Source organism: Parerythrobacter aurantius (assembly GCF_045291475.1).
Classification (GTDB): domain Bacteria; phylum Pseudomonadota; class Alphaproteobacteria; order Sphingomonadales; family Sphingomonadaceae; genus Parerythrobacter; species Parerythrobacter aurantius.
Genome location: NZ_CP147985.1, coordinates 160,359 through 178,845, shown reverse-complemented (window position 1 = coordinate 178,845; position 18,487 = coordinate 160,359). Strand labels below are relative to the sequence as shown.

The following is an 18,487-nucleotide window of genomic DNA, read 5'->3' as shown; positions in this document are numbered from 1 at the left end:
TGACCTGACCGAGGGGATCAGGCTTTCGGGGAAACCCGCAGTGTGAAGGCGAAGACCTTGCGGCCGCCGCGTTCCGCCGCGATCCGCTCCCTTTCCAGCTTCTGCAGTTCTTCGGTTATGTCTTCCAACTGGTCACGATCGGATGCGATGATGACGTTGGCCAGGAAGGTCTGGTCGTGCGAGACGCCCTGCGGCAGGGGGTGGAGCGAGCGAAGCTTGGCAACTGCCTTGCGGGCGGTGCTGCCTGCGAACAGTCCCGACTTCCTGCCCACGCGGATATTGGTGGGTTTGCCGTCGGCCCCGCATTCGAAGAAGACCTGCGTCAGCCCGGTTTCAGCGAAGTGGGGATAGGGCGCGCCCTGCCGCTTCAGTTGCCGATCAAGGTCGCGCGAAACGTCTTCGACGAACTGGTCGATAGGGCGTGCCGACGAAACGATGATATCTTCCGGCTGGGCCAGGGTCCCGCCGGGTGCCAGGGCGAGAGAAGCTGCCAATGCAGCAAGTACCAGGTTTTTCATGTGATCATCCTCTTGTTCAAGTTGGATGACCGGCCAATGGAATCCGCACTGTTACGACCCTGATCAATCGCGACCCTTAGTTTCGCGGGATGCTCTCGGTCGATCTCTTAAGCGAAGGAGAAGCTGCGGAAATCTTCATTCGCGGTGGGAAGGTTAATACAATCAAGATCCTGCGTCAATAAAAAACTATCAGGTAGGATGTTAGAACAATCTATTGAAAAATATCCATTTTTCTGTAATAGAAAGATTCGAATTGCAGATACTGTATTTTTATAACCGTTTACCAAAAAATATTATTTAATTGACGAAAATTTTCTAACTTTCATTTCTGTAGCAAGCCCAACCAGACAAGTCGTGCGAGGGATGCGCCGAACGGACAGGGTGTTGCCGGGTTCAAATTTTGCGGACGCACCGGGAATTGATGCACGTCAATGCGCCCGCGCTTCGCATGAGGCATCCGGCATTTAAGCAGGAGACGGCCCATGAAAGTCATCACCGTACACGCGCATGACGATGCCGGTTTCGAAGCGCGTCTCCAAGTCGCGCTCGACCTGGCGAGGGCGTTCGGCGGGCACGTCACCATCGTCTATGCGATCCCTGTCGATGCCGGGATGCCGGGCGATCTCTATGGCGCGACCTTTGCTTCGATGATGCCGGTGTGGCGCGAAATGGCAGAGGCGTTGCGCAAGCGGACCGAGGCCGATCTTGCCAATGAGGATGTGCCGTTCGAATGGATCGAGGGTGCAGGCACCCCATCGAGCGTGCTGCTGCGGCATTCGGTGCTGAGCGACGTGATCGTAGTCGGCGCCGCAGAGCCGCAATTTTCCTCGCGCGGGCCATCGGAGACGGTCGGTGACCTCGTGCTGCATGCACGCTGCCCGGTGCTGGTGGTGCCGGAGGACCGGGGACGCTTCGATGTGCGCTGCCCCGTGCTGGTCGCGTGGGACGGTTCGCCGGAGGCTTCGCGGGCGCTGCGCATGGCGCTGCCGCTCCTGGCCATGTCGTCGAAGGTTACGCTGGCCTGTGTCAGGGAGCGCGAAGGGGAGACGGATCTCTACGACCTGCCGCCCTTGCGCGGCGCCGAGTATCTCTCGCGCCACGGCATAGGCTGCGAGCTTGTCGAACTGCCCCGCGAAGGGCGGCGGGTGGCCGAGGTGCTGCGCGATGCGGCCGCCACGCGCAAGGCCGGCGCGATCGTCATGGGTGCCTATGGCCACATGCGCCTGACCGAGCGCATCTTCGGCGGGGCGACCCGCGACATGCTGACCGGCGTAGAGGTGCCGCTGGTCATGGCGCACTAGGCAGCCCCCCGGGGGCGGGAGGGCATCGGCCCGGCGGGGGAGGAGAGGTCCGCGCCGGGTCGGTGCTTGCCGGGGGTCAGGCCGCCAGCCGCGCGCGGCGGAACGCCTTGTCCGCCTCCAGCTGGCCGCGATCGACCCAGGTCGAATGGGTGCCGCTGCACAGCTTGTGCGGCAGGGCGAGGCGGCAGATCGGGCCCTTGGTAATGTCCGATGCGTCGAGGATCGCGGCCTGCGAGGTGCCGGTGTTCTCGTCGATCAGGAAGGTGACCAAGTACCCGTCATCCTCGGAGGTGGCACCTTTTCTCGGCACCATCGGACTTTCGCTGGCATAGACGCCTTCGGGCAGTTGGTAGACCTGCTCCTCGCCCGTTTGCGTATCGTGGCGGACATAGCCGTTGAACAGGAACCAACCCGGCTTGCTGGTGGTCGACCAGACATAGCGGCTCGGCTGCATGGCGAAGCGCGAGTTGATCATGCCGAATTCGACGATCCGCTCGCTCAGCCGCTCCTCGCGGGTTTCGCCGGTCTGCAAGTTGAAGCGCCAGCGGTGCAGGCGGCAGCCGAAGCTGTGCTCGTCGACATAGGCCATCATGTGGGCGTAGCGGCCGAATTCTTCCAGCGGCGGCGGCATGGGGTTGGACTGGTGGTAGCCCTCCAGCACCACCTCGTCCCCCAGCTCATAGGCATTGGTCCAGTGCAGCACGAAGGTCGGCTCGGCCTCGAACCAGCGGATATCCTCGGGCTGGCCGTATCGCGGGATCAGCGCGAAGCGGGTCGGCAGCCCCTCGTGCAGCCGCGCGGCGTGGATATCGCGCTTGAGCAATTCCTCATCCCAGAACAGCGGCATGTCGTTGAGGATCGACCAGTGCGGCGTCACCGCCATGTCATGCGGCAGGCGCGGGCCGGGCAGCGGGATGGGGACATAGTGCACCAGCTTCCCCGCGCGGTCGACCACGCCGTAATGCATGTAGGGCGCGTGCTTGGAGTAGTTGAAAAACATCAGCTCGCCCGTGCCCTCGTCCACCTTGGGATGGGCGGAGATGCCGTCCAGCGGCCCCCACGGCGCCTTGCCGAGCGTCTCCAGCGTTTCGGGATCCACCATCCACGCCTCGCCGCACTGGTAGAGCGTGGCATAGGCGACCCCGGCGTGGACCACGATGTCGGTGCTGCCGGTGTCCTTCAGCCCCCCATGCGCGCCGAAGCCGGGCCGCAGCGAGGTGCCCGCCGGGTCCATCAACCCGCCCCAGAGCGACCGCCCGGCGATCTGCTCCTCCTCGAAGCAATGGGTGCGGACAAAGCGATTGCGATAGCTCGCCTTGCCGCCCGAAATGCTCAGCTGGTGGATCATCGCATCGCCATCGAACGGATGATGCCGGCCCAATGGCTGGTGCACCTGGTTCTCGGTATTGCGCAGGTAGATGCCGTCGATATCCGCCGGGATCTCGCCCTCAATCACTTCGAGCTCGGGAACGTCCACCTCCTCGTGCAGCGGCGTCCACGCGCCCGAGAGATAGGGGTGGTTGGAGGGTTCGAGCGAATACCGCAGCGGCGGCTGGCGGGTGATGTGCATGAGGCGGCTCTCCTTGTCCTAGTCTAGGCGGATGGTGATGCGGCGCAAGCGGGTGCGTGTTCGGCGATCAGTCACAATCGTCACGCAGCAGACGCGCCAAGGACACCACGCCGCAAACATCGGCGACTACCGGCCCCTCAATCCAACCGGCCAACAGGGGCTCAATTCCAATGATCCGATCGCGTCTCTTCCTCGCCTGCGCCTCTGGCGCGCTATCCGCCGTTCTTGCCGCGCCTGCCATGGCGCAAAATGCACAAGAGGATGCCGCAACCGGTGACGAGTCCGAAGAAGTCCAGACCGCACGCCAGATCGTGGTGCAGGGCTCGATCGGGTTCCGCAACCGCAGCGAGGAAGCCGAGCCGGTGCTGGTCTATGACGAGGAGTATTTCCAGCGCTTCGAACCGCTGACCGCCGGTGACGCGCTCAAGCGCGTCCCGGGCGTGACTTTCCTGTCCGACGTGATCGAAAGCGACGGCGCGCGCCTGCGCGGGCTCGATCCGGGCTACACCCAGATACTCATCAACGGCGAAAAGGTGCCCGGCGGGCAAACCGACCGCTCGTTCTTCCTTGATCGCATTCCTGCCGAACTGATCGAGCGTGTGGAGATCGTGCGATCCTCTTCCGCCCGCCGCACCGGCGATGCGGTGGCAGGCTCGCTCAACATCGAACTGCGCGACGGCTTCTCGCTCGATGGCGGATATGTCCGCGGCGGTGCGCTGCTGTTCGACGACGGCGAGATCAAGCCGAGCGGCGGCTTCTACTATGGCGGCGCATTGGCCGGTGGCCGCGTTCTGCTCGGGGCCAACATCCAGGGCCGCTACAACCCCAAGCTCAAGTCGAGCCTGCGGTTCGGCGATTCGCCGGAGAACAACCCCGATTTCGCCACCGACGATTTCGACAACCGCGAAGACCAGACCGATACGCGCGACGGCACAGACTATGCCTTCAACGCCAGCTGGGGCATCGAGAGCGGCGACACCGAATTCGAGATCCTCGGCAATTTCGTCCGCACCGAGCGGATCGAGGACGAACGCTCCTTCGAATACAACGATCCGACCGCGATCAACGGCCCGGTGCGCGCCACCCCGGCAGGCAACCTGTTGACCGACAATGCCAATATCAACGATATCACCACCGAAAGCTGGTCGATCGGAGGCAAGCTCGATCATGACTGGGGCTTCGGCGATACCAAGTTGCGGATCGGGTTCTCGACCTTCGACGATCTGCAGGACGAGTTCGAATACGAGGTCGATTTCGACCGCACCACGCCGCGTTTCACCGGCGACCTGATCCTAAGCGACACGCGTGACGAGGAGTTCTTCGTCAATCTCGAGCAGGAGTTCAATATCGGCGAGCAACTTGAATTCGCCGTGGGCGGGTTCCTTCAGAACAAGGATCGCGACTTCCGCTTGCAGGAAGTGCGCAGCCGTTTCAACCTGACTGCAGCCGATCGTCAGGGCTACGACCAGTTCAATCGTAACCCCGGCGAATTCGCTCCCGATCCTTTCCCGGCGCTGGGCGACACCGCGTTCAACACCATTTCGGAAGACCGCCGCGATCTCTATGCCCTGATCGAGGGCGAGTTCGACAACGTCACTTTCGAAGCCGGTGTTCGCTGGGAAAGCACCGATGTGACCGTGACCGACCTCACCGTCGGCGGTGCCGAGACGACCGAAACCGACTACGACGCATTTCTGCCTTCGGCCTCGGTCAAGATCGATCTCGGCGACGGTCGCATCACCCTGTCGGGTGCGCGCACGCTGCGCCGTCCGCGGTTCGATTTCATCACCCCGGGCCTGCTGGAAGCCGAATTCGGCGACAACGACTTTCTCGGCAATCCGCAGCTTGCCCCGGAAACTGCCTGGGGCGGAGATCTGGGCTATGAGCACCGGATCGGCCGGACGGGGGTGATCGGGGTCAATGTGTTTTACCGTGACGTCAGCAACTTGACGGAACTGGCGACCGTGCGCGATGCGGGTGGCAACCCGTTCGAAGGTTCGGAAGGGCCGGGCACCTTTATCTACACCCCGCGAAACACCGGCAACGGCGAGGTCTACGGCATCGAGTTCGACGCCTCTTTCAGCCTCGCCTTTATGGGACTGCCCGACACCGGCGTGTTCGGGAACCTCGCCATCCTAGACAGCAACATCACCGACGAGTTTGGCGAACGCCGCTTCAATGACCAGTCGAAGTACGTCTACAACTTCGGCGCAATCCAGAACCTGCCGAGCCTTGGTGCCGCTTTCGGGGCGACCTATCGCAAGCAGGGCGAGGCCTTCGGCCGGGTCGTGGGCGAGGAAATCTTCACCCGCTATGGCGCGGACCTCGAAGTCTTCATCGAGAAGCGCTTCGGCGACAGCTTCACCATTCGTGCGGTGGGATCGAACCTGCTCGACGGTACCAAGGACGAAGACTTCAACAAGTTCGCCACTGTTGCCGACCAGATCAACCGCGATTTCGACGAGTATGAGCTGGAAAGCGAGCGCGCCGGGCCGGTGTTCCAGATCGTCGCCCGGTACGCATTCTGATGCGGATCGGCTTCCAGGCCTTCGCGCTGGGTTCGATGGGGATCGTGGGGGCGTGCGCAAGCGTCCCCGCGATCACCGGCGATCCGGCAGTGCCGGTCACTGCGGTGGCGGAAACGGTGCCGGTCGGGACCGCGAACGAGGATGCGGCGGACGATCCGGCAATCTGGCGCAATGCTGCCGATCCGGCCGCGAGCCTGATTGTCGCCACCGATAAAAAGAGCGGGCTTTACGTCTACGACCTGAAGGGCGCGAAGAAGCACTTCGTCGTCGCGCCGGGTCTCAACAATGTCGATCTGGTCGACATGGGTGCGCAAGGGGTGATTGTCGTCGCCAGCGACCGCAGCGACCTCGCCAATGCGCATTTCGCGCTGTTCCGGCTCGACACCGCTACCGCGCAGCTGGTGTCGCTTGGTCGTGTCGCATCGGGCGTGGGCGAGGCCTACGGGGTCTGCGTATGGCAACGGGACGGCCAATTGATTGCCTATGCCGTGCCCAAGCAGGGCGTGATCGGCGAATACCGGCTGACGCTTGGCACCACGCCTTCAGCAGAGCTGCTGCGTACCATGCGCGTCCCGACCCAGCCTGAAGGTTGTGCTATCGATACGCGAGACGGCACGCTTTACATCGCCGAGGAAGACGCCGGCATCTGGCGCTTTCGCGCAAGCGCAACGACCGGCGAAATGGTCGCGCCGATCGACAACAGGCTGCTTGTCGCAGATGTCGAAGGGCTCGCCCTGATCCCTGAGGGTACGACCGGCGGCTGGCTTTATGCCTCGAGCCAGGGCGACAACACCTACATGCGCTTTGCCTTGCCCGGCATGACCCCGGCTGGCCGCTTCCGCATCGCAGCCGGTGCATTCGGCGCGACCGAGGAAACCGACGGCATCGAAGCAAAGCGCGGCGATTTCGGCCCAGCGTTTCCCCGCGGCATCTTCATCGCGCAAGACGGCCGAAACGGCACAAATGCGCAGAACTTCAAGCTGGTGCCGCTGGGCGCGATCGAAGACGCGCTGGGGGACTGAGGGGGCAGCAAAAGGCTGGTTGGATAGAACCGGGTGCCCGTGGGAGCGGGGTCTTTCTCGTCAGGTTCTACCTGCAAGCGAAGGGATTGTCCTACACGCCCTGCGCCTGCTAGCCTCGAACCGGCTCTTTCATGCCGTCGATCATCCCCCCACGCGCACAGGCTGGCGAGAACTTCACTTTACCATGCGCACTTGTGCAAACTTCCTGAAGTTCTCCGCGCGAATTTCCTGCAGTATTTCAGGCTAACTCTCTGAAAAAGAACAGTTTCAGGCTTTCACCCGCTTCCGCATCATCCCCTCCTGCGCCACGCTCGCCACCAGCTCGCCTTGCCGGTTGAAGATCCGGCCCAGGTTCATGCCGCGGCCGCCGCCGCTCCACGGGCTCTGGGTGGCGTAGAGCAGCCACTCGTCGGCCCGCGCGGGTCGGTGGAACCAGATGGCGTGGTCGAGGCTGGCACCGACCAGCTCGCCGCGGAACCAGCTGAGGCCGTGGGGCAGGGCGCTGGTGCCCAGCAACGTGTAGTCGCTGGCATAGGCGATCACGGCGCGGTGCAGCGCGGCATCGTCGGGCAGCGGGGCAAGCGTGCGAAACCAGCTTTGCGCGGCGGGCTCGCTCGGGTCGCGGTTCATCCAGTGGAGCCGGCCGCAGGTGCGCATCTCGATCGGGCGCGGGCGCAGCATCATGGCGCGCTGGGTCCCGCTCATGCGCTCGCCCAGCTTGTCGGCGATCTCGCGGCGAACCTCCATGTCGCTCTTCAGGCTGTCGGGGTCGGGCACGTCGGGCATGGGCGCGTCGTCGTGTTCGAGGCCCGGCTCGGGCGCGTGGAAGCTGGCGGTGAGGTTGAGGATCGGGGTGCTGGTGCCGTCCTCGTCCCGCTGGCTCGCGACCACCCGGCGGTTGGCGAAGCTGCGCCCGTCGAAGTCGCGCTCGATGCGGTATTCGATCGGCGGGCCTTCCTTGCCGCCGCGCAGGAAGTAGGCGTGGAGCGAGTGGGCCTCTTTGCCGTCGGTTACCGAGGCCTGTGCCGCCTGCAGCGCCTGGGCGATCACCTGCCCGCCGAACACGCGGCCGATGCCGTCCTTCTGCGGGCTGCCCTCGAAGCGGTCGTCGGCGTGCTTCTCGACGGTCAGCAGCCTGACGAGGCTGCCGACGATCTTCTCGGGCGGGATGTCGGGCGGGTCGGTATCGCTCATGCCCCGCCTGTGCGGCGGCGACAGGGTTTCGTCAACCGACCAGACCGGCCTTGCGCAGCGCCCGGTAGGCGTAGGCCTTGCCCCTGTTGCCGGCGGGCCAGCGGCCGGGGGCGGTGGGGCGGAGGCCGGCCTTGCGGAGCAGGCGGTTCAGGCCGCGGGCGTCGGCTTCCTCGAAGCTCCAGTCGCTGCGCCAGGTGATGGAGAGCGAGATCGAGCTGTCGGGCCCGTTGCGGACGAAGTGCGGGGCCATGACAGGGACGAACAGCGCCTCGCCGGGTCGGAGCGGGAACTCGGTGCCGCCTGCGGCCAGTTCGTCGCGCCAGGTGAGCTCGCGCGCGCCGCCGGAGTGATAGCCTTCGTGGATCTCGTCGGGCGCATAGGCGGGGTCGCCGGCCGGGAACTGGGTCATCGCCTTGCTGCCCTTCAATTGCAGCAGGATGTTGTGCTCCGGGTCGAAATGATAGGGCGTGACGGCATTGGGGCTGGAGATGAAGACGAACCCTTGCGGGCGGAGCATGGTCCCGGTCTTCGCCTCGATCTCGCCGCGCAGCTCGCCCAGCAGGCGCAGCAGCAGCGCATCATAGGCGGGGACCTGCTCGATGTTCTTGAGCACCGCCCAGCTGTTGCTGGTGGCGATATGGAGGATGGTCTCTTGGATGCTCATGCCGGTGCTGCCAGGCTTGCCGTCGACACCGATGGGAAGGTCGCCGCGGTTGTACTCGATCGAGGTGGCCGGGAGCTGGCCGGCGAGGTCGGCCAGCGCATCGAGCGTCAGCAGCGCATGTCGCTCCAGCGAGTGGCTCAGGATGTGCGGCACCTCGGGATAGTTGGCCGCGAACAGTGCGCGCGATGCCGCCGGGAAGACGTCCTGCGGGATCTCGACCGAGCGATCGGTGTCGTGGCTGGTCGGGGTCTGCACAAGGTCCATCGGTCAGATGCCTTTCGGGAAGGAACCGGTCTCGAGCCGCGCCAGCACCCGCATGGTGCCGCGCCGGATCGCGCCGCCGAGCGCGATGTTGACGCTCACTACCGTGCGTTTCTCTCGCCAGATACGCTCGATCATGGGGTGATCCGCAGCGGCACAGGAGTCCGCCCATTCGATACCTTCGCGGGCCAGCAGGGCGAGGTTTTCGCGCTGGAGCAGCACGCCGGGCGAGAAGCGGGCGTAGCTCTCGTCGAAGGTAGTCTTGAAGCTGAAGGCCCCGGGCGGAGTAAGGAAATTTGCCAGCATGGCGATGGGGCGCCCGTCGATCGTCATCGTCAGCCGTTCGAGCCGCCCTGCCCGGGCGGCCCCGGCGATGGCGGCGCGGAAGAACTCGCTGGTGTCGCTGCGGTCGGCGAGGGAGGTGCGCTGTTCGCCCTTCCAGCCGGACTTCTCGAGGAAGAGGTAGGCGTCGAGCCACGCGTCGATATTGTCGCTGCCCTCGCTTCGATGGAAGCGCAGTTCGCCTTCCTCGGATAGCCGGTTGTGCTGGCGGCGCAGCTCCTTGCGCTTCTTGGCGCTCATCGACAGTTCGAAATAGGCGTCCGGTTCCAGGCTGGAGGCGAGCAGGGCGCGCTCGATCGATTGCACCACCGTTGCGGGCCGCTGTTGCAGTGCAAGGACACTGCGCAGGGCGGTATGGAGCGCGCTGTCGGTCGGCAGCTTGGCCAAATGCAGGAAAGGCACGCCCCTGCCGTACCGGTCCGCCCACTCGATCAGCGCCGACCAGAAGGCGATCTCGTAACCCTGCGCGACCAGCGGCGCGCCGCAGAACGCGTTGTGATGCAGCCAGCCTGATACGTGCGGAACAGCCCGCCCGTAGTAGTGGCGGCTGATCGCCAGCGGCATCAGCCCGACCAGCGTCTCGCCGTCATAGAGGGTGACGAGGCGGACGGGATGATCGCAAGCGAAGTTCTCGAGTGCGGGCAACAGGGCCCAGCGTTCGAAGAAGGGATTGGGGGTGGCAACGCGCTGCGCCAGATCGTCCCAGTCCCAGAGGTTGTCGAGCACATGCGCCGCGCGCCAGGGCTGGACCAGCAGGCGCGGTTGCGCTTGCGCCGCCTGCGCCAGCAATGCCCCGTCGTGCTGCGTCATGCGTTAACCCTCGGCCCTTCCCGACAGGGTCGATCCTAGCGGGCAAGCGCTTAGGAGCGGTTAACGCAAGCAAAAGGGCGCGAGAACCGAAGTTCCCGCGCCCTCTCTTGGTGCCTTTGTCCGACGATCAGTGGCCGGCCAGCGCCGCGAGCAGCAGCAGCGCGACGATGTTGGTGATCTTGATCATCGGGTTCACGGCGGGACCGGCGGTGTCCTTGTAGGGATCGCCCACCGTATCGCCGGTCACGGCAGCCTTGTGCGCTTCCGAGCCCTTGCCGCCGTGGTTGCCGTCTTCGATGTACTTCTTGGCATTGTCCCACGCACCGCCGCCGGCGGTCATGGACAGCGCCACGAACAGCCCGCCGACGATCACGCCGAGCAGCAGCGCGCCGAGGGCAGCAAAGCCGTTCTCCTGGCCCGCGATGGCGGTGATCACGAAGTACACCACCACCGGTGCGAGCACTGGCAGCAGCGACGGGATGATCATTTCCTTGATCGCCGCCTTGGTCACGAGGTCCACGGTGCGGGCATAGTTCGGACGGCTGGTGCCGGCCATGATGCCCGGATCCTTGGCGAACTGGTCGCGCACGTCGACCACCACGTCACCGGCGGCGCGGCCGACGGCGGTCATGCCCATGGCACCGAACAGGTACGGGAGCAGCGCGCCGAGCAGCAGGCCGACAATCACATAGGGGTTCTCGAGGCTGAAGTTGACGGTCAGGCCCGGGAAGAACTCGCGAAGGTCGGTGGTGTAGGCGGCAAACAGCACCAGCGCGGCAAGGCCGGCCGATCCGATCGCGTAACCCTTGGTCACCGCCTTGGTGGTGTTACCCACGGCGTCGAGCAGGTCGGTCTTCTCGCGAACGCTGTCGTCTAGACCGGCCATTTCGGCGATGCCGCCGGCGTTGTCGGTGACCGGGCCATAGGCGTCGAGCGCCACGACCATACCGGCCAGCGCCAGCATCGCGGTCGCCGCATAGGCGATCCCGATCAGACCGGCGAGCTGGTAGGTGATCATGATGCCGGCCACGATGACGATGGTTGGCAGCGCGGTCGATTCAAGGCTGATGGCGAGGCCCTGGATCACGTTGGTGCCGTGCCCCGTTTCCGAGGCTTTGGCGATCGAGCGGACCGGACGGTAGGCCGTGCCGGTATAGTACTCGGTGATCCAGATGATCAGGCCGGTGATGAGAATGCCGGCAAAGGCGCAGTAGAACAGCTCGCGGCCGTTGAACTCGGTGCCCGGCAGGTCGGTGCCCATGCCGCCGAGGGCGTAGTCCGTTGCGAACCAGATCGCCGGCAGGGCGAGCACCGCGCTGACGAGGAAGCCCTTGTACATCGCGCCCATCACATTCGTGCCGCCACCAAGGCGGACGAAGTAGGTGCCGATGATCGAGGTCACGATGCATACGCCGCCGATCAGCAGCGGAAGTGCCATCATGTTGGGCAGAAGATCGCCCAGACCCTTCATCAGCAGCGCGGTCAGCACCATGGTGGCGCCCACGGTGACGACATAGGTTTCGAACAGGTCGGCAGCCATGCCGGCGCAGTCGCCGACGTTGTCGCCCACGTTGTCGGCGATCACGGCGGGGTTGCGAGGGTCGTCCTCCGGAATCCCGGCCTCGACTTTGCCGACGAGGTCGGCGCCGACGTCGGCTGCCTTGGTGAAGATGCCGCCGCCGAGACGGGCGAAGATCGAGATGAGCGAAGCGCCGAAGGCGAGGCCGACGAGGCCATCGACAACCGTACGGTCTTCACCGCCGACCGAGTAGCCGCCGGGCCCCGTCAGGTACCAGTAAAACACGGCGATCGAGAGAAGCGCGAGGCCGGCCACCAGCAGACCGGTGATGGCCCCGGCGCGGAAGGCCAGCGTCAGGCCGTCCTGCAGCCCCTTGCTCGCCGCTTGAGCGGTGCGAACGTTGGACCGGACCGAGATGTTCATCCCGATGTAGCCGGCCACGCCCGAGAGCACGGCGCCGATGACGAAACCGACGGCTGGCACGGTGCCCAGGAACACCCCGACCAGCACGGCGACGATCACGCCGACGATGCCGATGGTGGTGTACTGGCGGTTGAGATAGGCCTGTGCACCTTCCTGGATGGCACCGGCGATTTCCTGCATCTTCGCGTTCCCGGCATCCGCGCCGAGAACCTGACGGCTGGTAAAGATGCCGTAGACAACGGCAAGCAATCCCAGTCCGATCGCGATCTGTACGAGACTCACGACATCTTCCCCCTCAATGGATTAATCGGTCTGTTATGTGCAAGGGCCCCGCCGAGACGGGGCCCATGTGCGGCGAAGGGCTAATGGGCGGGGCTGCGTTAGGCAAGCCTTTCCGCCGAATTGCGGCGTGTCCTCCCCAGCCTTGTCCGTTGCGTGCCGAAACGAGGCGACGGCCATATCGCGGTGCGCGACTCTTGCCCCGTTTCATGGTTACGGATAAGTAAACGCCCATGCAGGGCGCGATTAAGAAGATATTCCTGGTGATGCCGTTTCTGTTCGGCATCGGCTTTATTGCGCCCTTGATTGCGCAGACCATGGCGGTTTGGGAATGGGATGCGCCGGGGGGACTGTCGCGGCTCGGCCTTGGCCTGATCATCGGCGGAGTGTGGGGCCTTTACGCCACCATCCGGGGCCGGTGGATATGACCGACCGACCCGACCTCGACGAACGGCAGTTCGATTTCGACCTCGGTCCGGCGGACGAGGCGACCGGGACAGACGCACGTGCCATCCCGCTGGGGCAAGGCGACGGGCTCGACAAATACGCAAGGGTCGAACTGCTGAAGGAGGAGCGCGAGATTGCCGCGCGGTTCCATGGCGGGCCGATGTGGGGCTATGTCGTGGCGGCGCTCGGCGGGTTCGCCCTCTGGCTGGCGCTGTTCCCGCTGACCATGTTCGGCGTGGTCCACCCGCTGGTGACGCTGGCGATCTCGACCTTCCTGACGGTGGCGGGCTACGTCACCTGCCACGAGGCGATGCACGACAATATCGCCAAGCGCGGCGACCGGAACCGCTGGATGAACCAGCTGGTCGGCGAGGTTTCGCTGCTGCCCATCGCGGTGCCCTTCAGCATGGGCCGGGTGACGCATCTGGAACATCACAAGCACTGCAACCATCCGGAAAAAGACCCGGACTACACCGACGAGGCGCCGAATATGTGGCTCGCCTGGTACAAGACCTGGTGGAACCGCCAGCCGCGCGTCGACGGCACGATCAACCGCTACAAGACCGTGTGCGAGCAGCTCGATACCGAGGAATCGCGGGCTGCGCTGAAGCAGACGCTGATGGTGCAGCTTGTCTATCTGGCCACGCTCTTCACCATGGCTTGGAACGGCTATGCCATCGCCGCCGCCGTATGTTGGTGGCTGCCGCGCCAGCTCGGCCTCAGCTGGATCCGCTTCTTCCTCAGCTGGGCCCCGCACCACCCGCGCGAAGGGCATACGGGCCGTTATGACCAGGCCTATATCTTCAAGAGCAGGGTCGGCCATTTCTGGTCGATGTGCATGGAAACCCACCTGATCCATCACCTGTATCCGGGCATTCCCAACCACCGGACGCGGCAGGCCTATTTCGCGCTCAAGCCGATTTTGGAGAAGCGCGGGGTGGACTGTTCGGCGCTCTAGAGAGGTGGGGAACGGGGCCAAAGTTCACGCAAAGTTCACTCGAAATTCGCGTGCCGCGCGATGGCGGAGAACTTCAGGAAATTTGCCCATATGCGCGATGCAAAGTGAAGTTCTGACACAACTTCGCACGACGGACGCTGATCGACGATCTGAAAGAGCCTGCCCTGAGTTTGATGAAGGGCCGACGCGAGGTTAGCGGGGCGTTGGCGTGTAGGAAAATGGTTTCGCTAGAAGTCGCTCGCATGCAACCGATCTCATTGCGCTCCGACTGCTACTAATGCATGTTCAATCGATGCAGATTGCGAAACAAGTGCCTGCTATTCTGATCAGCCTTGCGTTCGCTTCATGCAACGCAACCGAAGGGGCCAAGCTGCCAGAAGAGCCGTCATTCGAGTTGACCTACGCAGATGCGCCAATAGCTCCGCTCCCCGAGAATGTGCGTTTCTTTGAGCGGCCCAAGATGTTTGCAGAGATGCGGAAAGGCGAAGGACCCTTCCCCGAGATTGTTCTTTTGGAACACGACCCCTGGGCAGAGGTCCTTGGGTCTGACTCACCGAGATTTGCACTCTATAGTGATGGGCAGGTGATCTATCGCACAGAAGGTGGCTTCCACTCGGTACGCTTGACCGAAGCAGAGGCACGTTCGATCAAAAAATCTCTGTTAGCAGCCAACTCCCCCACACTTTCTGGGCAATACCAGGTGGTTGAAGCGACTGACCAACCTGACAGCAACCTTCTCATATATGGCAATCCGTCAGTGTTCCTGAGTGTCTACGGCTCACTTGATGACGACCAAGTTATCTCCCGCTTGCCGGTGTCGGTTGCCAAAGCATTTGATACGGTAAGGACATTCGAATCCGCGCGATCGGAACCGTGGATGCCAGCGCAGATTGAGGTGATGCTCTGGCCATACGAGTATGCGCCTGAAGCCTCGATCCAATGGAAAGAAGAGTGGCCCGACCTGTCTGCACCATCCACTGTAAAGCGGGGTGAAAGTTACAGCCTTTTCTTGCCATCATCGGAATTGGCCGCGTTGAAGAGCTTCCTAGCTGGGAGAAGACCAAAGGGAGCCATAGAAATTAACGGCCGGAAGTGGTCAGCCTCCTACCGAATACCGTTTCCAAAGGAGCGGCTTTGGATGGCACCAAACCCAGAAGCTAGTTCGGGATCGGACAAGAAGTAGGCTTCCGCGTGGTTCCCTCCCGCACCCCTCAATGCCGATACCCCAAGCCCTCGGCGTCCCATACCGCGAGCCCGTCCAGCAAAAGCGGCGGTTCGCCTTCCTCGACGGTGCCGATGGGCGTGGCCTTGACCGGTAGCTCGGCCGAGGGCGGGGCTGTAAACAACAACTGGTAGTCGTCGCCCCAGCGCAGCGCCTCGGCGCGGCGGGTTTCGGGGGCGGTGAGGGGGATGTCCTCGCTGGCGATCGCGAGGGTCACGCCGCTGGCGGTGGCAAGGCGCCAGGCGTCAAGCAGCACCCCGTCCGAAACATCCATCATCGCCGTCACATGCGGGGCAAGCGCAGCCCCCGCGGTAAGCAGCGGCTGCGGGCGGCGGAAGGCGAGGCTGTCCGCGTCGGAGCCCGTCTGCAGCGCCTCGAACCCCATCATCGCTCCGCCAACCGGGCCGGTAATAAACAGCAAATCCCCCGGCTGCGCCCCGTCGCGGCCCGGCACCGGCGAATGGGTCGCCTTGCCCAGCGCGGTCAGCCCCAGCGCGCGCGGGCCGGTGGTGTCCCCCACGGTGTCCCCGCCGAGCAGGGGCACAGCGAAGGCCTCCAGCGCCTCGGCCAGCCCTTCGAGAAAGCGGTCGTCGTCGGCGCCCATCATCTGACCCAGGATCACCCCGATCGGCTGCGCGCCCTTGGCCGCGAGGTCCGACAGGTTCACCGCCACCAGCTTCCACGCGACATCGGCCATGTCCTGCCCGGGCAGCCAGTGCATCCCCTCGACCATCATGTCATGCGTGACGACCAGCTCCTGCCCGCCGATGGAGAGCACCGCCGCATCGTCATTGAGCCCCCGCGCCGCCGGATCGGTGGCGAGCGCGCGCAGGCGGGCGAGAAGATCGAATTCGGTGGTCATGGGGCGGCTCTAGCCTTTCGCGTCACCGCGACACCACCCCTTTCGTCATCCCGGGCCTGACCCGGGATCCCGCTTTTCTTCGGCAACGCTTGATCTGACCGAGCCGCCGCTCAAAACGCAGCGGGACCCCGGATCAAGTCCGGGGTGACGGTTCTGGGGGAGGTTACGCCCGCACTTCCTTCGCAATCGCGTCCAGCACGCCGTTGGCGAATTTCGCTTCGCGGTCGTCGAAGAAGGCCTTGGCGACGTCGACATATTCGCTGATCACGCTGCCCACCGGCACATCGGCGCGGGCGAGCAGTTCGTAGGTGCCGGCGCGCAGTACCTGCACCATGGTCTTGTCGAGCCGGCGGATGCTCCAGCCTTCGGACAGCTTACCGGTGATCAGCGCGTCGATCTCCTCGCGGCGGGCATCGACCCCGCGCACGACATCGTCGAAGAAGGCGACCTCGGCCTCGGCGTATTGCTCGCCTTCCTCGATCTCGCGGCCGAGGCGGTGCTGGTGGAACTCGTCGAGCAGCCGCGTCAGCGCGGTGCCTTCCATGTCCTTCTGGTACAGCGCCTGCACCGCGGCGAGGCGGGCGGCGGAACGGGATTGGGCACGATTGGTCATTTGAGTCGCAATTCTATCGAGGCGGCGTGGGCGGGCAGGCCTTCGGCATGCGCCAGCTTGACCGCGGCAGGCCCGATGGCGTCGAACCCGGCCTTGTCCATGGAAATGAAGCTGGTGCGCTTCATGAAATCGAGCACCGACAGCCCGCTGGCAAAGCGCGCGCGGCGCCCGGTGGGCAGCACGTGGTTGGGCCCGGCGACGTAATCGCCCACGGCCTCTGGCACCATGCGGCCGAGGAACACGCTGCCGGCATGGCGCAGGCCCGCCATCAGGCTTTCCGGATCGTCCACCGCCAGCTCGACATGCTCGGCGGCCAGGCGGTTGGCGAGCGGGATCGCCTGTTCGAGGTTCTCGACCAGGATGATCGCCCCGTGCGCGTCCCAGCTGGCGCGGGCGACCTTCTGCGTCGCCAGCATCGAGCACTGGACGTCGACCCGGTCCTCCACCTGCCCGGCAAAGGCGGCATCGTCGGTGATCAGGATCGACTGGCTGGTGGGGTCATGCTCGGCCTGGCTCAGCAGGTCGGCGGCGATCCAGTCGGGATCGTTCCTGCCGTCGGCGATGACAAGGATTTCGCTCGGCCCCGCGACCATGTCGATGCCGACCACGCCGTAAAGCTGCCGCTTGGCTTCGGCGACCCAGGCATTGCCGGGGCCGGTGATGACATCGACGCGGGCAATCCGGTCGGTGCCATAGGCGAGCGCGGCCACCGCCTGCGCCCCGCCGACGCGCCAGATCTCGTCCACCCCGGCGATATGCGCCGCGGCCAGCACCAGCGGATTGGTCTCGCCATTCGGGGTCGGAGTGACGATGGCGAGCCGCTCGACCCCCGCGACCCTGGCCGGAATCGCGTTCATCAGCAGCGAGGAGGGATAGGCCGCGCGGCCGCCGGGAACATAGAGCCCCGCCGCCTCGACCGGATACCACTTCGCGCCCAGTCGCACGCCGGCGGCATCGGTATAGTCGCGATCGTTCGGCAGCTGCGCTTCGTGATAGGCGCGGATGCGTTCCGCCGCGAGTTCCAGCGCATCGCGCAACTCGACGTCGAGCGCGTCATAGGCGGCCTTGCAGTCCGCCGGCGCAATCTGCCAGCCGCTGCCGTCCTCGCCCAGCGCGTGCTTGTCGAAGCGCATGGTGTAGTCGACCAGAGCGTCGTCACCCAAGGCGCGGACGCGGTTCAGGATATCGGTCACGTCTCGGCCGACATCGTCAGCGCTTTCGCGGCGCGCTTCGACGAGGCGGGTGAAGCGCTCCTCGAAATCGGCGTCATTGATGTGGTACCGACGCATCAGGCGGCCTTCCGTTGTTCTGCGTCGGCCCGAAAGGCCTCTACCAGCGCAGCAACGCGCGGATCGGTCTTCAGTGCCGCGCGATTGGCGATCAACCGCGCCGAAATGTCGAGAATGCGCGAGGTTTCGACCAAGCCGTTGTCCTTCAGTGTCTGCCCGGTGGAAACGAGGTCGACGATCCGGCCCGCCAAGCCCAGCGAGGGCGCAAGTTCCATCGCGCCGTTGAGCTTCACGCATTCGGCCTGGATGCCCTGCCGCTCGAAATGGCGGCGCGTCAGGTTGGGGTATTTCGTCGCGACGCGCAGGTGGCTGGCGCTGGCGCTCTCGCCTGCACCGCCCGCGGGCTCCGCGACCGACAGGCGGCAATGCCCGATATCGAGATCGACCGGCGCGTAGAGGTCCGAATAGTCGAATTCCTCGATCACGTCCGACCCGACGATGCCCAGCTGCGCCGCGCCATGGGCGACGAAGGTGGCAACATCGAAGGCGCGCACGCGGATAAGCCGCATGTCCTCGCGCGTGGTGGCGAAGCTGAGCGCGCGGTTGCTCTTGTCGTGGAAGCCGTCTTCCGGCACGACGCCAGCACGCGCCATTACCGGCAGCGCCTCGTCGAGGATGCGGCCCTTGGGAACAGCGAAGGTCAGTTGGCTTGCCATAGCGGCGCG

The 18,487-nt window shown here is 64.6% G+C and carries 16 protein-coding genes; 6 read left to right on the top strand and 10 right to left on the bottom strand.

The annotated features are described in order from the left end of the window. Positions 1-17: 17 nt before the first annotated feature. Positions 18-518 carry a hypothetical protein gene (locus WAB17_RS00970; protein ID WP_435418179.1) on the bottom strand — a complete coding sequence of 167 codons (501 nt, stop codon included), beginning with the start codon at positions 516-518 and terminating at the stop codon, positions 18-20. 482 nt (positions 519-1,000) lie between these two features. On the opposite strand from WAB17_RS00970, the gene WAB17_RS00965 reads away from it, so the two are divergent. Then, positions 1,001-1,819 (top strand): universal stress protein, encoded by an 819-nt coding sequence (locus tag WAB17_RS00965; protein ID WP_435418178.1) that lies wholly within the window; start codon positions 1,001-1,003, stop codon positions 1,817-1,819. Positions 1,820-1,895: 76 nt separating this feature from the next. Here WAB17_RS00965 and WAB17_RS00960 read toward each other — a convergent pair whose 3' ends face one another. Next, entirely contained in the window at positions 1,896-3,389 is a 1,494-nt protein-coding gene (locus WAB17_RS00960; RefSeq protein WP_435418177.1) for a carotenoid oxygenase family protein, read from the bottom strand. A 170-nt stretch (positions 3,390-3,559) separates the two neighbouring features. On the opposite strand from WAB17_RS00960, the gene WAB17_RS00955 reads away from it, so the two are divergent. Continuing rightward, positions 3,560-5,917, top strand: a complete 2,358-nt coding sequence (locus WAB17_RS00955; protein ID WP_435418176.1) for a TonB-dependent receptor plug domain-containing protein — start codon at positions 3,560-3,562, stop codon at positions 5,915-5,917. Then, a complete protein-coding gene (locus WAB17_RS00950; RefSeq protein WP_435418175.1) occupies positions 5,917-6,939 on the top strand; it encodes a phytase in 1,023 nt (340 codons plus the stop codon). The genes WAB17_RS00955 and WAB17_RS00950 overlap by 1 nt, the downstream gene beginning before the upstream one ends. 267 nt (positions 6,940-7,206) lie before the next feature. Here WAB17_RS00950 and WAB17_RS00945 read toward each other — a convergent pair whose 3' ends face one another. The 4 genes from WAB17_RS00945 to WAB17_RS00930 all read right to left on the bottom strand — a co-directional run bounded on the left by WAB17_RS00945 (position 7,207) and on the right by WAB17_RS00930 (position 12,434). Then, the gene (locus tag WAB17_RS00945; protein ID WP_435418174.1) at positions 7,207-8,133 is read right to left on the bottom strand and encodes an acyl-CoA thioesterase; all 927 of its coding nucleotides are present in this window, start codon (positions 8,131-8,133) and stop codon (positions 7,207-7,209) included. 31 nt (positions 8,134-8,164) lie between these two features. Then, positions 8,165-9,061, bottom strand: a complete 897-nt coding sequence (locus tag WAB17_RS00940) for a transcriptional regulator (RefSeq protein WP_435418173.1) — start codon at positions 9,059-9,061, stop codon at positions 8,165-8,167. A 3-nt stretch (positions 9,062-9,064) separates the two neighbouring features. After that, positions 9,065-10,210, bottom strand: a complete 1,146-nt coding sequence (locus WAB17_RS00935) for a GNAT family N-acetyltransferase (RefSeq protein ID WP_435418172.1) — start codon at positions 10,208-10,210, stop codon at positions 9,065-9,067. Between the two features lie 127 nt (positions 10,211-10,337). Continuing rightward, positions 10,338-12,434 (bottom strand): sodium-translocating pyrophosphatase, encoded by a 2,097-nt coding sequence (locus WAB17_RS00930; protein ID WP_435418171.1) that lies wholly within the window; start codon positions 12,432-12,434, stop codon positions 10,338-10,340. Positions 12,435-12,664: 230 nt separating this feature from the next. Between WAB17_RS00930 and WAB17_RS00925 the strand changes: the two genes are divergently transcribed. From WAB17_RS00925 to WAB17_RS00915, 3 genes are all read left to right on the top strand, one after another. Then, positions 12,665-12,859, top strand: a complete 195-nt coding sequence (locus tag WAB17_RS00925; RefSeq protein ID WP_435418170.1) for a hypothetical protein — start codon at positions 12,665-12,667, stop codon at positions 12,857-12,859. Beyond that, positions 12,856-13,836 (top strand): fatty acid desaturase, encoded by a 981-nt coding sequence (locus WAB17_RS00920; RefSeq protein ID WP_435418169.1) that lies wholly within the window; start codon positions 12,856-12,858, stop codon positions 13,834-13,836. Before WAB17_RS00925 ends, WAB17_RS00920 begins: the two co-directional genes overlap by 4 nt. A gap of 292 nt (positions 13,837-14,128) precedes the next feature. Beyond that, complete coding sequence (locus tag WAB17_RS00915; RefSeq protein WP_435418168.1) at positions 14,129-15,019, top strand: hypothetical protein; 891 nt, start codon at positions 14,129-14,131, stop codon at positions 15,017-15,019. A gap of 28 nt (positions 15,020-15,047) precedes the next feature. On the opposite strand, the gene thiL is transcribed toward WAB17_RS00915, so the two are convergent. From thiL to hisG, 4 genes are all read right to left on the bottom strand, one after another. Continuing rightward, positions 15,048-15,920 carry a thiamine-phosphate kinase gene (gene thiL, locus WAB17_RS00910; protein ID WP_435418167.1) on the bottom strand — a complete coding sequence of 291 codons (873 nt, stop codon included), beginning with the start codon at positions 15,918-15,920 and terminating at the stop codon, positions 15,048-15,050. Between the two features lie 163 nt (positions 15,921-16,083). After that, positions 16,084-16,533, bottom strand: a complete 450-nt coding sequence (gene nusB, locus WAB17_RS00905; protein WP_435418166.1) for a transcription antitermination factor NusB — start codon at positions 16,531-16,533, stop codon at positions 16,084-16,086. Beyond that, positions 16,530-17,822 carry a histidinol dehydrogenase gene (gene hisD / locus WAB17_RS00900; RefSeq protein WP_435418165.1) on the bottom strand — a complete coding sequence of 431 codons (1,293 nt, stop codon included), beginning with the start codon at positions 17,820-17,822 and terminating at the stop codon, positions 16,530-16,532. The genes nusB and hisD overlap by 4 nt, the downstream gene beginning before the upstream one ends. Next, on the bottom strand, positions 17,822-18,478 hold the full coding sequence (gene hisG, locus WAB17_RS00895; RefSeq protein WP_435418164.1) for an ATP phosphoribosyltransferase: 657 nt from the start codon (positions 18,476-18,478) through the stop codon (positions 17,822-17,824). Before hisG ends, hisD begins: the two co-directional genes overlap by 1 nt. Positions 18,479-18,487: the final 9 nt, after the last annotated feature.

Excerpts from the sequence above, each read along its gene's own strand:
- WAB17_RS00970 (WP_435418179.1), bottom strand. The coding sequence starts at position 518 with ATGAAAAACCTGGTACTTGCTGCATTGGCAGCTTCTCTCGCCCTGGCA.
- WAB17_RS00965 (WP_435418178.1), top strand. The coding sequence starts at position 1,001 with ATGAAAGTCATCACCGTACACGCGCATGACGATGCCGGTTTCGAAGCG.
- WAB17_RS00960 (WP_435418177.1), bottom strand. The coding sequence starts at position 3,389 with ATGCACATCACCCGCCAGCCGCCGCTGCGGTATTCGCTCGAACCCTCC.
- WAB17_RS00955 (WP_435418176.1), top strand. The coding sequence starts at position 3,560 with ATGATCCGATCGCGTCTCTTCCTCGCCTGCGCCTCTGGCGCGCTATCC.
- WAB17_RS00950 (WP_435418175.1), top strand. The coding sequence starts at position 5,917 with ATGCGGATCGGCTTCCAGGCCTTCGCGCTGGGTTCGATGGGGATCGTG.
- WAB17_RS00945 (WP_435418174.1), bottom strand. The coding sequence starts at position 8,133 with ATGAGCGATACCGACCCGCCCGACATCCCGCCCGAGAAGATCGTCGGC.
- WAB17_RS00940 (WP_435418173.1), bottom strand. The coding sequence starts at position 9,061 with ATGGACCTTGTGCAGACCCCGACCAGCCACGACACCGATCGCTCGGTC.
- WAB17_RS00935 (WP_435418172.1), bottom strand. The coding sequence starts at position 10,210 with ATGACGCAGCACGACGGGGCATTGCTGGCGCAGGCGGCGCAAGCGCAA.
- WAB17_RS00925 (WP_435418170.1), top strand. The coding sequence starts at position 12,665 with ATGCAGGGCGCGATTAAGAAGATATTCCTGGTGATGCCGTTTCTGTTC.
- WAB17_RS00920 (WP_435418169.1), top strand. The coding sequence starts at position 12,856 with ATGACCGACCGACCCGACCTCGACGAACGGCAGTTCGATTTCGACCTC.
- WAB17_RS00915 (WP_435418168.1), top strand. The coding sequence starts at position 14,129 with ATGCAGATTGCGAAACAAGTGCCTGCTATTCTGATCAGCCTTGCGTTC.
- thiL (WP_435418167.1), bottom strand. The coding sequence starts at position 15,920 with ATGACCACCGAATTCGATCTTCTCGCCCGCCTGCGCGCGCTCGCCACC.
- nusB (WP_435418166.1), bottom strand. The coding sequence starts at position 16,533 with ATGACCAATCGTGCCCAATCCCGTTCCGCCGCCCGCCTCGCCGCGGTG.
- hisD (WP_435418165.1), bottom strand. The coding sequence starts at position 17,822 with ATGCGTCGGTACCACATCAATGACGCCGATTTCGAGGAGCGCTTCACC.
- hisG (WP_435418164.1), bottom strand. The coding sequence starts at position 18,478 with ATGGCAAGCCAACTGACCTTCGCTGTTCCCAAGGGCCGCATCCTCGAC.